Here is a 14,141-nt window from a genome sequence, read left to right on the forward strand (position 1 = left end):
GTGCACACAGCTTTCGACAATCGCGTCCGTTTCACGCTGCACTGCGACAAAAGTTTTGCGTCAGGGCCACCTGCACCGTATGAATCCGCGCGCAATCCCCCGCAGCGAGCAGGAAAGGCCCGCCCACGCCCATGGACACGTTGACCGAGACCCTGACGAGACAGGCTGTCACGCCCGGGCTCGATCTCGACGGGCTGGACCAGGTCCTTGGCATCCATGTTGGCACGCTCAATTCGCTGCTTCTATCGCGGCTCGAACGGCAGCTTGAAGCGTTCAAGGTTACCCCGAAGCAGGTAGCGATCCTCTGGCTGGTCAACGCCAATCCCGGGGTCAAACAGTCTGATCTATCGCGCTTCTTCAAGATCGAGCGGCCGACCGTGCACCAGTTTGTGCGCCAGCTCACGCTCAACGGCCATCTCGTCTCTGAACCCTCGAAACTCGATCGGCGGGCAGGGGGCCTGTGGATTACCGAAACCGGCACCGCGACGCTGACGGCCGCGCGCGAGATCATCTTCACCGATGAAGCCGGGCTCCTTGCTCCGCTCACGCCGGCGGAGCGCGACGAGCTCTACCGCCTCATCATCAAGGTCTATCTTTCGGCACCGAACCGGTCCTGAACCTTTCAGGCGGTCGAACAGCCTATTAAGGTCGGATACAGGCCGGCTGCTCCATAAACACACCGGTCAGACAGGGGAGTTTCTCATGCAGTTTTCGAAGTCACGTCTTGGTTTGGTCCTGCTCGGTGCAGCGACGCTCGCGGCCATCACGGCAGCAGGTGCAGCGCAGGCCGCCGGCCCGGCGGGTGATGCGGCACGCGGCAAGACGGTCTTCGCCCGCTGCGCTGCCTGCCACGATCTCAACACTGGCGCGGTCCGCATGGGCCCCAGCCTCAAAGGGGTCATCGGTCGCAAGGCCGGCTCGGTCGCCAACTTCGGTTATTCGGCCGGGATGAAGGGCAAGGGCGTCACCTGGGGGGCGGATACACTCGATGCGTTCCTGACCGCACCGATGAAGTACGTCCCCGGTACGCGCATGGCCTTCCCGGGCCTCAGCAACGCTCAGGACCGCGCTGACGTGATCGCCTACCTCAAGCAGGCAGCCAAGTAAGGCCTCGCTGCCACTGCGACACAGTTGATAACGTTCACTTTTTGGCCCCGCCTCGACCCTGTCGAGGCGGGGCTTTCGGTTTGAAGTGGCGGAAATCGCGTGATCTTTCCGATACTTTGTCCACCGCGGCGATACGTATGCGCCGCATATGCAGGTAGACTTTCCCGCTCCACTTGGCACAACCATGGAAGCAAGGCCGGCGGATAATCGGCCGCAAGGAGAGTTAGACCCATGGCCATGGCCCCCGCAGCCGCTGCTGATTCCGCGACCGATTCCGGCAATATCGATGCGCCCGAGCTGCGGCTCTTCGTCATGGCTCTGTTCTTCCTGTTCGGCGGCATCACTTCGCTCAACGATGTGATCATCCCGAAGCTGAAGGACCTCTTCACGCTCAACTACACCCAGGCCATGCTGGTGCAGTTCTGCTTCTTCACCGCCTACGCTGTGATCGGCGTTCCCGGTGCGCTGCTCGTCAAGCGGATCGGCTACATGCGCGGTGCGGCGATGGGGCTGCTGACCATGATGGTAGGCTGCCTGCTCTTCATCCCTGCCTCGCAGAGCGCACTTTACGCGCTCTTCCTCTTCGCGCTGTTCATCCTCGCCAGCGGCGTCGTTCTCGTACAGGTCGTCTCGAACCCGCTGATCTCGCTGCTCGGCCCGGCCAGGACCGCGAGCAGCCGGCTGACCTTCGCGCAGGCATTCAATTCGCTCGGCACGGTGCTCTTCCCGCTGATCGGCGCGAGCGTGATCCTCGGCAAGATCAAGGACGTGAAGGTCGATGAGCTCGTCGGACCTGCGCTCGATGCCTACCGCGTCACCGAGAGCCGCCTCGTGGTCAACACCTACATCGGCCTCGCTGTCAGCCTCGCGCTGGTCGCTGCAGTCGTCTGGGCCAATCGTAACCGCCTCAAAGGCGAAAAGCATGAAGCCAGCTCGATCGGCGCCAGCTTCGCGCTTCTCTCGCGGCCGCGCTTCGGCTTCGGGGCGCTGTGCATCTTCCTCTATGTCGGCGCCGAAGTCTCGATCGGCTCGATCATCGTCAACTACCTGGCGCTGCCCACCGTCATGGGTCTCGATCACGAAGCAGCAGGTGGCGAAATCTGGAAGTACTGGTTTGGCGCGATGGTCGGCCGTTTCATCGGCTCGGCGCTGCTGCGCGTGGTGAGTCCGGCGAAGACGCTGGCAGGCTGTGCGGTCGGTGCGATCACGCTGCTCGCAATCTCGACCCACACCTCGGGGCTCGTCTCGGCCTACACGCTGCTCGGCATCGGCCTGATGAATTCGATCATGTTCCCCACCATCTTCACGCTCGCCTGTGAAGGCCTTGGCAAGCGCGCGGCGGATGGATCGGGCATCATCAACGTAGCCATCTTCGGCGGTGCGGTGGTCCCTCTCGCTACCGGCGCGCTGGCCGATCTGACGGGCAGCCTCACCATGGCGCTCGCGCTTCCTGCAGCATGCTATGCGGTGATCGCCGGCTTCGGCCTCTTCGCCGTCCGCCCGGTTGCCCCTATCGAAGTCTAAAGACGGGTGGGGGTATTTCAACTCCCGGCGTTGACATTCGCTCGCCCCGGCTCAAATCTGGGGCATGCTCTCGCAAAAGACGCGCTACACGATCCGCGCCCTCCAGCACCTGTCCGATACCTTCGGGCAGGGGCCGGTGCGGCTTGATGCGATTGCCGAGGCGCAGAACATTCCGCGCAAATTCCTCACCGTCATCCTTTCTGAAATGGCGCGCGAAGGGATCGTGGTCTCGCATCGTGGGCGCGAAGGGGGCTATGAACTCGCGCTGCCACCGGTCGATATCCGCTATGGCGACATCATCCGCCTGACGCGTGGCAGCTTAGCGCTAACCCCCTGCGCCAGTCGCAACGCGCACGAAACCTGCAACAACTGCCTGCCCGAAGCTGAATGCCGGCTGCGCGGCCTCATGCTCCAGCTGCGCGACGAGATGGCGGCGATGCTCGACCGGATCACGCTGGCGGACCCGATCACGCTCGAGCCGCCTTTCGACGATCAGGCGGCACAGGCCGCGCAATAGGTCCGGCAAAAGCGGCGAACTTCACTTGGCGTTCATTCACCTGCTGGTTATAGCACCCGGCATGATCGCCCCCGCTTCCGGCCGCAGACCCCTGCGCCTTCTCGCACTCGCCGCCGCCACCGCCGTGCTCGGGCTCACCGCCGGCTGCGCGGGGACCAAGGCCAAGAAGGATGTCGCCTACGTCGCGCGCGACGTCGATACGCTCTATGCTGCCGCGAAGGACCGTCTCGATAGCGGCGATGCCAAGCAGGCCGCGGCGCTGTTCGACGAGGTCGAGCGCCAGCATCCCTATTCGCCCTGGGCACGCAGGGCCCAGCTGATGAGCGCGTTCAGCTATTACGCCGCGCGCGATTATGCGAAGTCGGTCCAGTCTGCACAGCGCTTCCTCTCGATCCACCCTGGCAACAAGGACGCGCCCTACGCGTATTACCTCGTGTCGCTCTGCTATTACGAGCAGATCAGCGACGTGACGCGCGACCAGAAGATCACACAGCAAGCGCTGACCGCGCTCACCGAAGTGACGCGCCGCTATCCGAACACGACCTACGCCATCGACGCGCGGCTGAAGCTCGATCTCGTCAACGATCACCTTGCGGGCAAGGAAATGGAGATCGGCCGCTTCTATCAGCGCAGCGGCAAGTGGCTTGCCTCCGCGCTGCGGTTCCGGACGGTGGTCGACAAGTATCAGCAGACCAGCCACACGCCCGAGGCGCTCTACCGTCTGGTCGAGAGCTATCTCGTGCTCGGTCTGCCCGAACAGGCGCAGAAGTCGGCTGCCGTGCTCGGCGCCAACTATCCGGGTAACGAATGGTACGAACGCGCCTACAAGCTCATCAACGAGAAGGCGCCGGGGACGATTGCCAGCTGATCAGGCGCCAGCCGATCAGGCGGCCCGGCTGACGCCGCGGGCGCGTGCGGCACTGCCGAGCGCATCAAGGAACTGATCGGTTGCGCGCTCCCAGCTGAAGCTGCCGCCATGCGCCGCTGCGGCCGCGCGGTCGCAGGTCAGCGCCTGGGTGATGGCCGTTTGCAGCTCCTCGTCGAGCGCACCGACCGGTTGGGGGAGGTCGCCGTCCGGACCCAACCCGCCCGTGCCGACGACGTCGATCGGTCCTGCGACAGGATAGGCCGCGACCGGCAGGCCGCAGGCCATTGCCTCGATCATCACGAGGCCGAAGGTATCGGTGCGGCTCGGAAATACGAAGACGTCTGCCGAACAATAGGCCTGCGCCAGCGGGGTGCCAGACAGCGCGCCGAGGAAGTGCACGTGCGGGTAGCGCGCGCGCAGTTGCGCAAGGTCGGGCCCGTTGCCGACGACAACCTTGCTGCCCGGCACATCGGCCGAGAGGAACGCATCGAGGTTCTTCTCCACCGCGACCCGCCCCACGTTGAGCATTATCGGACGCGGGAGGTCCGCCAGCGCTGCGAGCGGCGTATGGCCCGGGTGGAACAAGCTGGCGTCGATCCCGCGCGACCATGGCGTCGCCTGGGTCAGCCCGTGTCCAGCCAACTCGGCGGCCAGTGTCGGGGTCGAGACCAGTACGGCATGGCTGGAGGCGTGAAAGCGCCGCATGATCGGCCAGAAGCGGTCCGGGCTGAGCCCGGTGCGCACGGCTGCATAATCGGGAAAGCGCGTGTGGAAGGCGCTTGTGAATGGCACCGCGTTCGCCTTGCACCAGCCGCGTGCTGCCCAGCCGATCGGGCCTTCGGTAGCGATGTGGACGATATCAGGATCGAAATCGCGCAAGGCTCGCCGGGTGCGGAACCGCGGCAGCATGGCGAGCCGGATCTCGCGGTAGCCCGGCAGGCCGAAAGTGAAGAACTGGTTTGGCGTCACCAGCATGACCTCGTGGCCACGCGCCATGACCCGCTCCACCGTGGTCGCCAGTGTGCGGACAACACCGTTCACCTGCGGGTGCCAGGCATCGGTGCAGAGCGCGATCTTCATGCGTCCTCCTTGATACGCTCGGCCTCGGCTGCTTCCTTGGCCGACTTGGCGAAAGCCTCCTCGAAGCAGATTGCCGCCCAGTCGATGATGGAGATGGCGCCAGCGTGGTCTTCGACTAGCGCGGTGCAGCTTTCGACCCAGTCGCCGTCGTTGTAGTAGGTCACGTCGCCGATCTGGCGGATTTCGGCGCAATGGATGTGGCCGCAGACCACGCCGTCGACGGCCATGTCGCGCGCGGCGTGCGCTACCGCTTCCTCGAACGCGCAGACGAACTGCACCGCGTTCTTCACCCGCTTCTTGAGATAGGCGGACAGCGACCAGTAGGGCAGCTTGAACCAGCGGCGAACCTTGTTGAACCAGCGGTTGGCGCGCAGCAGAATCGAGTAGGCCTGATCGCCCAGGAAGGCGAGCCAGCGGGCATAGAGCACCACGCCGTCGAACTTGTCGCCATGCGTGACGAGGAGGCGGCGGCCATCAGCGGTGACGTGGATCGCCTCGAGCGCGATTTCCACCCCGCCGAAGCTCATGCCCGCGTAAGGACGGAGCATCTCGTCATGGTTGCCCGCGATCAGCACTACGCGGGTGCCGCGGTGCGCCATCTTGAGAATGCGGCGCACCACTTCGTTGTGGGCATCGGGCCAGTACCATCCGCGCGAAAGGCGCCATCCGTCGACGATGTCACCGACGAGGTAAAGCGTTTCGCACTCGATCGAGGCGAGGAAGTCGAGCAGCATGTCAGCATTGCAGCCGCGCGTGCCAAGGTGGATGTCGGAAACCCACACCGTGCGCACCTTGCGCTTGGGGCGGAATCCGCGCGGCTCGGGCAGATCGAGCCAGGCAGGAATGGATTTGGCCAGTTCGGTAGCGGCGGGGGACATTCCCCAGGCTTTTGCGCGCGTCATTCCGAAACCCTTGTTCAGTTTGTCAACTGAGCCGAATCCCTGTCACAATCGCATGTCGTTCCCGTGGCACCCTGTCATGCCGCTGTCACACCACGCCCCGATCCGCAGGTTTATCCACAGCTTTGCCAACATCGCGGGTTCTCCGCGCGAGCATGGTGACGCGGCGCAGCGGACTGGGTAAGGATCGCGAGCGATGCTAACGGGTCTTTCCATCCGCAATGTTGTCCTGATCGAGGCGCTCGACCTGTCGTTCGGGCGAGGGCTAGGCGTGCTCACCGGCGAAACGGGCGCAGGCAAGTCGATTCTGCTGGATTCGCTGGGTCTGGTGCTGGGCGACCGTGCCGATGCCGGACTGATCCGCGCCGGGACCGATGAGGCAAGCGTGACCGCGACGTTCGAGTTTGCGCGGCTCCCCGATGCGCTTGCAGCAGCGCTGGCAGAGGCGGAACTTGCGGTCGAGGTGGGCGAGCCACTGATCATCCGCCGCCGCTTGCGTGCGGAAGGCGGCAGCGCCGTCGGCAGCCGCGCTTTCGTCAACGATCAGCCGGTTTCCGTGGCGCTACTGCGCGAGCTGGCCCGCAGTCTGGTCGAACTGCATGGCCAGCATGATGATCGCGGCCTCGTCAATGCGCGCGGCCACCGGGCCTTGCTCGATCGCTATGCCCGCGCCGAAGTGGGCGATGTTGCGGCGGCATGGGAGAAATGGCGCGCGGCGGAAAGCGCGCTGGCGGGGGCGAAGGCCCGCCTTGCCGCAGCCTCCGCCGAGCAGGATCTGCTTGTCGCGCATCTGGCAGAGCTCGCGCTGCTGGCGCCCGAGGTGGGCGAGGAAGCGGAGCTCGCCGAACAGCGCGCTGCGATGCAGAAGGGCGAGCGGCTGTCAGGGGATCTCGCCGAATTGCAGCACTTGTGGTCGGGCTCGGATTCAGCGCTTGCGTCCTTGCGCAGCGCCTCGCGCCGACTCGATCGGATCGCGCATGAGCATCCCTTGCTGACCGAAGCGATGGAAGCACTCGACCGCGCAGTGATCGAGGCGAGCGAAGCGGAAGACAAGCTGGAGAAAGCGGCCGAAGCGCTCTCGCACGATCCGCTGCTGCTCGACCGGCTCGAGACGCGGCTGTTCGATCTGCGCGCGGCCGGTCGCAAGCATGGTTGCACCGTCGATGAACTGCCCGCCCGCATGGCCGAGATGCGCGCCGCGCTGGATCAGATCGAGGGCGGTGAGGCGTCGATTGCAGGTCTTGCACGGGCCGCACACGACGCCGGCCTTGATTACCGTGCCAAGGCGGAAAGCCTCTCGGTTGCGCGGGCCGAGGCGGCACGGCGGCTTGATGCAGCGGTGGCGGCCGAACTCGCGCCGCTCAAACTTGATGCGGCGCGCTTCCGCACCGCGGTCGTGCGCTTGCCGGAGGATCGCTGGGGCCCGCAAGGTGTCGATGCCGCCGAGTTCCTCATCTCCACCAACCCCGGCGCAGACTTCGCGCCGCTCGCCAAGATTGCCTCGGGCGGTGAATTGTCGCGCTTCATCCTCGCGCTCAAGGTCGCATTGGCTGAGGAGGGCGGCGCGGCGACGGTGATCTTTGACGAGATTGATCGCGGCGTCGGCGGCGCCGTCGCCAGCGCGATCGGCGAGCGTCTCGCGCGGCTCGCTTCGGCTGGCCAGCTGCTCGCCGTCACGCACAGCCCGCAGGTCGCCGCGCGCGGGACGGCGCATTACCTGATCGCCAAGTCCTCCGAAGGCACCGTCACGCGCACGTCGGTGGTGCAGCTCGATGCGGCCGGGCGGCAGGAAGAGATTGCCCGGATGCTCTCCGGTGCGGAGATCACGCCCGAAGCGCGGGCGCAGGCGGAACGGCTGCTCGAACAGGCATGATGGACGCGCACCCGCTCGATCGCCCGATCTGGTCGTTGCTCAATGGTCCGCAGTCCTCGCTGGCCGTTGCGCGCGGCACTGTTTGCCGGATCGACCCGACATATGGGCCCTTCGCCGCTGCCGCGCCTGGGCATGAGGCCGAACTCGCGGACCTGCTGACCAGCGCTGAAGACGAGATCTGGCTGGTCGAGAACAAAGAACTGGTCGCACCGCCAGGCACCCGCGTACTGCGCACCGCGCCGCTGCTGCAGATGATCGCCGATGGTCCGCTGGAGCAGCATCCCGTCGATCCCGAACTGGTCCTGCTTACCGAAGCTGACGCGCCCGAGATGACCGCACTGGCGCTCGAGACCCAGCCCGGCCCTTGGCGTTCGCACACCCACCGCTACGGCCCCTACTATGGCCTGCGCGAAGAGGGCCGCCTGATCGCTATGGCGGGTGAGCGCATGCGCCCAGCGCCCGGCCTTGCCGAACTGAGCGGCGTCTGCACCGCGCCTGATCGGCAGGGCAGGGGCCTTGCCGGCCGGATGATCCGCCGCGTGCTGGCCGGTTTTGCCGAGCGCGGGGATACGCCGTTCCTGCACAGCTATGCTTATAACACCCATGCGATCCGGCTTTACGAATCGCTCGGCTTCCGGGCACGGCTTGCGCTGGTGGTGACCGTGCTGGGGAGGGCAGAGCCATGACGATGAGCGAAGCCGATGCCGCGAATGAACTGATGCGCCTGGCGCGCCAGATCGCGCATCATGACCGGCTTTACCATGCGCACGATGCGCCCGAGATCAGCGACGCCGAGTATGATGCGCTCGTGCGCCGCAATGCCGAGCTGGAAGCCGCGTTTCCGCACCTGATCCGGGCTGACAGCCCAAGCCGCAAGGTGGGGCACGAAGTCGCTGCCTCGCCGCTCAGCAAGGTCACCCATGAGGTTCGCATGATGAGCCTCGACAACGCGTTCTCGGATGAGGAAGTCGAGGAATTCGTCGCCCGCGTGCGCCGCTTTCTCGCCCTGCCGTCGGACGCCGACGTGGTGATGACCGCTGAGGACAAGATAGACGGCCTGTCCTGCTCGCTGCGCTACGAGAACGGCCGGCTCGTTCGCGCTGCCACGCGCGGGGATGGGCAGGTGGGCGAGGACGTCACCGCCAATGTCGCGCACATTGCCGATATCCCGCAGGTCCTGCGCGGCGAGGCCCCTGCGGTGTTCGAGATCAGGGGCGAGGTCTACATGGCCAAGGCCGATTTCGCCGCGCTCAATGCCGCGCAGGAGGAGAAGGGCGAGAAGCTCTTCGCCAATCCGCGCAATGCTGCCGCCGGATCGCTGCGTCAAAAGGATGCCAGCGTTACGGCGAGCCGTCCCTTGCGCTTTCTCGCGCATGGCTGGGGCGCGGCGAGCGCGGTGCCGGGCGAGACGCAGTTCGATGTGATGCAGCAGATTGCGGCGTGGGGCGTGCCCGTCTCGCCGCTGCTGGTGCGCTGCGGTTCGGTCGAGGCGATGGTTGCGCATTTTCGCGCGATTGGTGCGCAGCGACCGGGGCTGCCATATGATATCGACGGCGTAGTCTACAAGGTAGACCGGCTCGACTGGCAGGAGCGACTGGGCTTCGTAGCCAAGGCGCCGCGCTGGGGCCTAGCGCGCAAATTCCCCGCCGAGCGCGCCGAGACGGTGATCGAGGCCATCGACATTCAGGTCGGCCGCACCGGCAAGCTCACTCCGGTCGGGCGTCTGCGTCCGGTGCTGGTGGGCGGCGTCACCGTCACCAACGTCACGCTCCACAACCGCGACGAGATCGGGCGGCTTGGCTTGCGGGTGGGCGACCGCATCGTGCTCCAGCGCGCGGGCGACGTGATCCCGCAGGTTGTCGATAACCTGACCCGCGAGGAGCCCCGCGAGGCTTACGCGTTCCCCGATCACTGCCCCGAATGCCATTCAGAGGCGGTTGCCGAGGAAGGTGAAGTCGATGTGCGTTGCACCGGCGGTCTGATCTGTCCGGCACAGCGGGTCGAGCGCCTGCGGCATTTCGTCAGCCGCGGCGCACTCGATATCGAGGGGCTGGGCGAGAAGACAATTGTCGAGTTCTTCGGGCTGGGCTGGCTGGAAAGCCCTGCCGATATCTTCCGCCTCCACCAGCGTCGCAGCGACATCGTGGGGCGCGAAGGGTGGAAGGACAAGTCTGTGGACAACCTGTTGGCAGCTATCGAAGCCAAGCGGAGCCCTGATGCGGCGCGGCTGCTGTTCGGGCTCGGCATCCGCCATGTCGGTGCGGTGACGGCGCGGGATTTGCTCAAGCGCTTCACCACGCTGCCGGCGCTGCGCGATGTGGCGCAGCGCGCCAAGGCTGAGGACGCTGAAGCGGCGGCGGAACTGCTGGGGATCGAAGGCGTCGGCCCGGTGGTAGTCGAGGCGCTCGGCGATTTCTTCCACGAGCCGCACAATGTGGCGGTGTGGGAAGATCTGCTGAACGAAGTCTCGCCGCCGGACTATATCGTCGAGACCAAGGCCAGCGCGGTTGCGGGCAAGACCGTGGTGTTCACCGGAAAGCTCGAGACGATGAGCCGCGACGAAGCCAAAGCACAGGCCGAGGCGCTGGGCGCGCGGGCCGCAGGCTCGGTTTCAGCCAAGACCGATCTGGTGGTTGCCGGGCCGGGCGCTGGCTCGAAGCTCAAGCAGGCGGCCGCGCTTGGGATCGAAGTGATCGACGAGGTGGCTTGGGCCGAGATCGTCAAGGCGGCGGGGTAGGAGGCTGGCAATGCTCTTGTTGATCGCAGCCGCCACAATGATGACGGCTGATCCAACCGAAGTCCGGGTGCGCCGCGAACTCCATGCCGCACCGCGCCCGGTGCGAACTTTCCTGGTGCGGCGCGCTGGCTGCAATCATTGGGGCGGCGAGGAAGGCTATGATGTCGAGCGCGCAGCCCAGATCGCCGACGCAGCGCGCAAGCTGCGCTGCCGCCAGATCGAAGCCGATGAGAAGCGCATCAAGCGCAAGTACGCCAAGTCGCGCCGCGTGCGCTGGCTGCTCGCCACAACCCGCGATTGGGACACATTGCCATGACCTTTGAAGACCTCACCCCGATCGGCACCGAAGCGGGCTCATTGCTCAAGGCACGCGGCCAGTCGGTCGCCGTGGTTGATGGCGCGACCGGTGGGCTGATTTCCGCGGCGCTTCTCGCGATGCCGGGGGCTTCGGCCTACTATCGCGGCGGCGGCGTGATCTACACGATCAAGGGCCGGCGTATCGTGCTGGGGCATGAACCCGGCTCCCTGCGCGGACTGACCTCGGCCACCGAAGCCTATGCGCTGGCGCAGGCGCGGCTAATCCGCGCGCGCTATGAAAGCGACTGGGGCGTGGCGGAAACCGGCGCGGCGGGCCCGGGTGTCCATCCGCTCGGCGTCGCATCGGGCACCAGCGCGGCGGCGGTGGTCGGGCCGGACTATGAAGCGGCGATGATCATCGAAACCGGGCATGACGACCGCCTCGCCAACATGATCGCCTTTACCAATAACGCTCTATCGCTGCTGCTCAGCGCGCTGTCCGCCGCCTGAGCCAAAGGATCGACCAGTTGCCGCGCTGCATCCGCGCGCGCAGCGAGAAGCCGGCGAGAGTATAGGCCGCGCGCACAGTGGCTTCCTGCGCGGTGAGCAGCCCGGCCAGCAGCACGCTTCCGCCCGGCGCCACGGCCCCCGCAAAATCGCGAGCCAGTTCGGCCAGTGGCCCGGCGAGGATATTCGCGATCAGCAGATCATAAGGCGCGGCGGCGCGGAGCAGCGGATGCTCCATGCCAGGCGCGATCACCATCGCGAGCTTGCCGGGACCATCGCCGAGCTTCATCCCGTTAAGGGCTGCGTTTTCCGCCACGACCGGTCCGCAGACCGCATCGATATCGCTCGCTGTCGCCCTTGCGCGCGGCCACAAGTGCAGCCCGGCAAAGGCGAGAAGGCCAGTGCCGGTGCCGATATCCGCGAGATTGCGCACCACGATGCCCTTGGCCTTCATGTGCGCCAGCATCGCGAGGCAGCCCGCAGTCGTCTCGTGATGCCCGGTGCCGAATGCCTGGCTGGCGGGGATGATGAAGTCGCGCTGGCCATGAGCGGGCGGATGGTCTGGCGTCCTGACGTGGAACGGCCCTTCGGTGATCGGCTCGACGTTCTGCTGGCTGAGTGTCACCCAGTCGGCATCAGCCAGTTCCTCGACGTTCAGATGCGGCTCGCCGCCTGAAAACAGCGCGGTGACGGCAGCCTTGTCTGCTGTCGTCGGTTTGCGCTCAAGCCACGCTTCAAGCTGCCACGCGTCGGGCGCAGCCGGGTCGATCTGGCCTCCGCCGAGCACGATGGAAAAGTCCCAGTCCTCGGCGTCCTCGTGCGCGACGAGCGCCGCGCGCACCACTTCGGCAGGCGCGCGGACGGTGATTTTCCAACTCACTTGATTGTTTCCTTCACCAACTTCGCATTGAGACCGTTCCGGCCCATTGCAGCATAGTCGCGGCAAGCGGTTGGTGGCGCGAGCGGCTCTTCGCCCAGCATCCGCTGGAACAGCGCGCTCACGGACGGGTGCGGCGTGACAAGAATGCCGCACTGCTGCGCGGCGATGGCGGCAAAGGTGCGGTGGAAACGGGCGACAACATCCGGGTGATCGCTGAAGCGGTAGGACCCGGCGGCCAGCGCCGAGATGCTGTCGATATAGCTGATCGTTTCGCACCGCTGCTGCGCGCAGCTTTGCCAGGTCCAGCTGCTTGAACCGTTGGTGTGCCCCGGCGTCGCCAGCATCGTCAGCCGCAGCGGGCCGACCTGCACGACATCGCCTGTACCGACGATCCGGTCTGCTTGCACGGGCGCAAAGTCATCGTCCTTGAGCGCAGCGGCCTGCGAATCTGCCGGATCCACTTTGCCGGTTGCAATGACTGCCGCCGCCGGTGCGCTCAGCGCGACTTTAGCGCCGGTCGCCTTCTGCAGCGCCGCAAGGCCGCCGACATGGTCGAAATGCTCGTGGCTGCTCACGATCCAACGGATATCTTCGGGGCGGAAGCCCAGCGTGCGGATATTGGCGAGGATCGAAGGCACGGCCTGCTCGGTCGCGCTGTCGACCAGCACGTGGCCTTGCGGCGAGGTTACCAGCAGCACGCTCACCGTGCAGGTGCCGACATAGAACGTGTTGCCATAGAGCCGGGCGGGCGGGGCAGGGGCGGAGAAATCGTCCTTGCCTTCGCACTGCTGCACGATCGCCTTGGTGGCCGCGCGGTCCGGTCCGACCGGGACAGGCCTGGCGAATGCAAGGACCGGTGTGAGCGCGATTGCCAGCGCGGCGAACAGTTTAGCGGACAAAACTGGCTCCATTGGCATCGATCACCGCACCCGTCATGCTCGGCGGCGCATCGAGCGCACAGAACACGCCGATGGCGGCGATCTCCTCGGGCGTTGCGACACGGCCGAGCGGGATGTCGGCGAGGAGGCCCGGGCCGCCTCGGCTGGCGAGATAATCGCCCGCCATGTCGGTATCCGTGAAGCCCGGGGTCACTGCAAAGCTCAGGATTCCTTGCGAGGCATATCCGCGTGCGATGGTCTTGTGCATCGCGATCATCCCGCCTTTGGCAGCGGCATAGTGCCAGTGTGCCGGCGAATCCCCCCGGTAGGCGGCGCGGCTTGCGATATGGACCACGCGCCCCGGTACGCCGCGTGCCTGCCAGTGGCGGACAGCGAGGCGTGAAAGCTGCGCCGCGGAGGTGAGGTTGATCCGCAGAGTCTCTTCCCAGCCATCGAGCCAGGAGATGTCTGACGTATCGATGGGATTGGCAGCGAAGAGCCCGGCATTGTTGACGAGCACGTCGATTGTGCCGCCGGCCGTGGCAAGCGCCTGTTCCCACAACATTTCCGCAGCTGCCGGCGCGCCCAGGTCGGCGCCGATCACGCCGGGGGCGCTGCTGCGGCCATGGCGGACGACGGCGGCGCCGCGCTCTGCCAGCGCTTGGGCCAGAGCGGCACCAATGCCGCGGGTAGAACCGGTAACAAGAATGACGGGTGTCTGCATGCCATGCGCCCTACCAGCGATTGTGGGGCTGCAACAGGGTCTGATGACTGGGCAGCGCGATTGCCCCACCGCAACGGTTGCGCGTGACTGCATTTGAGCTAATACGAATCGGCATCGCGCCGTGCTCCACAGGCATGGCAGGTTTGACCAATTATTTTAGGGGGTTCTATGGCGCAGGCGCCCGGCAAGAGGCCACTATCGCCGCATCTCGAAATCTGGCGCTGGGGTCCGGCCATGCTGGTCTCGATCC

General features: G+C 65.9%; 15 protein-coding genes and 1 pseudogene. 11 read left to right on the forward strand and 5 right to left on the reverse strand.

Going from position 1 to position 14,141, the window contains the following annotated elements:
• Positions 1 to 131 precede the first annotated feature (131 nt).
• From Q0082_RS05380 to Q0082_RS05400, 5 genes are all read left to right on the forward strand, one after another.
• A complete protein-coding gene (locus tag Q0082_RS05380; RefSeq protein WP_298190664.1) occupies positions 132 to 617 on the forward strand; it encodes a MarR family transcriptional regulator in 486 nt (161 codons plus the stop codon).
• Between the two features lie 85 nt (positions 618 to 702).
• Positions 703 to 1,107 (forward strand): cytochrome c family protein, encoded by a 405-nt coding sequence (locus tag Q0082_RS05385; protein ID WP_298190665.1) that lies wholly within the window; start codon positions 703 to 705, stop codon positions 1,105 to 1,107.
• Between the two features lie 231 nt (positions 1,108 to 1,338).
• On the forward strand, positions 1,339 to 2,631 hold the full coding sequence (locus Q0082_RS05390) for a sugar MFS transporter (protein WP_298190666.1): 1,293 nt from the start codon (positions 1,339 to 1,341) through the stop codon (positions 2,629 to 2,631).
• Positions 2,632 to 2,695: 64 nt separating this feature from the next.
• Positions 2,696 to 3,148, forward strand: coding sequence for an Rrf2 family transcriptional regulator (locus Q0082_RS05395; RefSeq protein WP_298190667.1), 453 nt, complete (start codon positions 2,696 to 2,698; stop codon positions 3,146 to 3,148).
• Between the two features lie 61 nt (positions 3,149 to 3,209).
• Positions 3,210 to 4,016 carry an outer membrane protein assembly factor BamD gene (locus tag Q0082_RS05400; protein ID WP_298190668.1) on the forward strand — a complete coding sequence of 269 codons (807 nt, stop codon included), beginning with the start codon at positions 3,210 to 3,212 and terminating at the stop codon, positions 4,014 to 4,016.
• Between the two features lie 15 nt (positions 4,017 to 4,031).
• On the opposite strand, the gene Q0082_RS05405 is transcribed toward Q0082_RS05400, so the two are convergent.
• Positions 4,032 to 5,096: a glycosyltransferase family 1 protein gene (locus tag Q0082_RS05405; RefSeq protein ID WP_298190669.1), complete on the reverse strand. Its 1,065-nt coding sequence runs from the start codon at positions 5,094 to 5,096 to the stop codon at positions 4,032 to 4,034.
• Positions 5,093 to 5,974 (reverse strand): UDP-2,3-diacylglucosamine diphosphatase, encoded by an 882-nt coding sequence (locus Q0082_RS05410; protein WP_298190671.1) that lies wholly within the window; start codon positions 5,972 to 5,974, stop codon positions 5,093 to 5,095. The genes Q0082_RS05405 and Q0082_RS05410 overlap by 4 nt, the downstream gene beginning before the upstream one ends.
• Before the next feature lie 217 nt (positions 5,975 to 6,191).
• On the opposite strand from Q0082_RS05410, the gene recN reads away from it, so the two are divergent.
• The 5 genes from recN to Q0082_RS05435 are packed head-to-tail and all read left to right on the forward strand — an operon-like array spanning position 6,192 to position 11,412.
• Positions 6,192 to 7,868, forward strand: coding sequence for a DNA repair protein RecN (gene recN / locus Q0082_RS05415; protein ID WP_298190672.1), 1,677 nt, complete (start codon positions 6,192 to 6,194; stop codon positions 7,866 to 7,868).
• Complete coding sequence (locus Q0082_RS05420; protein ID WP_298190673.1) at positions 7,865 to 8,554, forward strand: GNAT family N-acetyltransferase; 690 nt, start codon at positions 7,865 to 7,867, stop codon at positions 8,552 to 8,554. Before recN ends, Q0082_RS05420 begins: the two co-directional genes overlap by 4 nt.
• Positions 8,551 to 10,605, forward strand: coding sequence for an NAD-dependent DNA ligase LigA (gene ligA, locus Q0082_RS05425; protein ID WP_298190674.1), 2,055 nt, complete (start codon positions 8,551 to 8,553; stop codon positions 10,603 to 10,605). Before Q0082_RS05420 ends, ligA begins: the two co-directional genes overlap by 4 nt.
• A 10-nt stretch (positions 10,606 to 10,615) precedes the next feature.
• On the forward strand, positions 10,616 to 10,921 hold the full coding sequence (locus tag Q0082_RS05430; RefSeq protein WP_298190676.1) for a hypothetical protein: 306 nt from the start codon (positions 10,616 to 10,618) through the stop codon (positions 10,919 to 10,921).
• Positions 10,918 to 11,412 (forward strand): CinA family protein, encoded by a 495-nt coding sequence (locus tag Q0082_RS05435; RefSeq protein ID WP_298190678.1) that lies wholly within the window; start codon positions 10,918 to 10,920, stop codon positions 11,410 to 11,412. The genes Q0082_RS05430 and Q0082_RS05435 overlap by 4 nt, the downstream gene beginning before the upstream one ends.
• Here the strand turns inward: Q0082_RS05435 and Q0082_RS05440 are convergent.
• From Q0082_RS05440 to Q0082_RS05450, 3 genes are read right to left on the reverse strand one after another with little or no spacing between them, the layout of a single operon-like run.
• On the reverse strand, positions 11,390 to 12,289 hold the full coding sequence (locus Q0082_RS05440; RefSeq protein ID WP_298190679.1) for a 50S ribosomal protein L11 methyltransferase: 900 nt from the start codon (positions 12,287 to 12,289) through the stop codon (positions 11,390 to 11,392). The genes Q0082_RS05435 and Q0082_RS05440 overlap by 23 nt on opposite strands.
• The gene (bla, locus tag Q0082_RS05445; protein ID WP_298190681.1) at positions 12,286 to 13,188 is read right to left on the reverse strand and encodes a subclass B3 metallo-beta-lactamase; all 903 of its coding nucleotides are present in this window, start codon (positions 13,186 to 13,188) and stop codon (positions 12,286 to 12,288) included. The genes Q0082_RS05440 and bla overlap by 4 nt, the downstream gene beginning before the upstream one ends.
• Entirely contained in the window at positions 13,178 to 13,891 is a 714-nt protein-coding gene (locus Q0082_RS05450; protein ID WP_298190683.1) for an SDR family oxidoreductase, read from the reverse strand. Before Q0082_RS05450 ends, bla begins: the two co-directional genes overlap by 11 nt.
• 168 nt (positions 13,892 to 14,059) lie before the next feature.
• Here Q0082_RS05450 and Q0082_RS05455 point away from each other — a divergent pair.
• Positions 14,060 to 14,141: pseudogene (locus Q0082_RS05455) on the forward strand (succinate dehydrogenase, cytochrome b556 subunit); the annotation flags it as partial.

It is taken from the genome of Novosphingobium sp. (assembly GCF_027489515.1).
In the GTDB taxonomy this organism is placed as follows: domain Bacteria; phylum Pseudomonadota; class Alphaproteobacteria; order Sphingomonadales; family Sphingomonadaceae; genus Novosphingobium.

Coding starts and splice junctions, on each gene's coding strand:
- Q0082_RS05410 (WP_298190671.1), bottom strand. CDS start 5,974: ATGTCCCCCGCCGCTACCGAACTGGCCAAATCCATTCCTGCCTGGCTC.
- Q0082_RS05400 (WP_298190668.1), top strand. CDS start 3,210: ATGATCGCCCCCGCTTCCGGCCGCAGACCCCTGCGCCTTCTCGCACTC.
- Q0082_RS05380 (WP_298190664.1), top strand. CDS start 132: ATGGACACGTTGACCGAGACCCTGACGAGACAGGCTGTCACGCCCGGG.
- Q0082_RS05430 (WP_298190676.1), top strand. CDS start 10,616: ATGCTCTTGTTGATCGCAGCCGCCACAATGATGACGGCTGATCCAACC.
- Q0082_RS05405 (WP_298190669.1), bottom strand. CDS start 5,096: ATGAAGATCGCGCTCTGCACCGATGCCTGGCACCCGCAGGTGAACGGT.
- Q0082_RS05420 (WP_298190673.1), top strand. CDS start 7,865: ATGATGGACGCGCACCCGCTCGATCGCCCGATCTGGTCGTTGCTCAAT.
- Q0082_RS05435 (WP_298190678.1), top strand. CDS start 10,918: ATGACCTTTGAAGACCTCACCCCGATCGGCACCGAAGCGGGCTCATTG.
- ligA (WP_298190674.1), top strand. CDS start 8,551: ATGACGATGAGCGAAGCCGATGCCGCGAATGAACTGATGCGCCTGGCG.
- Q0082_RS05385 (WP_298190665.1), top strand. CDS start 703: ATGCAGTTTTCGAAGTCACGTCTTGGTTTGGTCCTGCTCGGTGCAGCG.
- Q0082_RS05395 (WP_298190667.1), top strand. CDS start 2,696: ATGCTCTCGCAAAAGACGCGCTACACGATCCGCGCCCTCCAGCACCTG.
- Q0082_RS05390 (WP_298190666.1), top strand. CDS start 1,339: ATGGCCATGGCCCCCGCAGCCGCTGCTGATTCCGCGACCGATTCCGGC.
- recN (WP_298190672.1), top strand. CDS start 6,192: ATGCTAACGGGTCTTTCCATCCGCAATGTTGTCCTGATCGAGGCGCTC.
- Q0082_RS05450 (WP_298190683.1), bottom strand. CDS start 13,891: ATGCAGACACCCGTCATTCTTGTTACCGGTTCTACCCGCGGCATTGGT.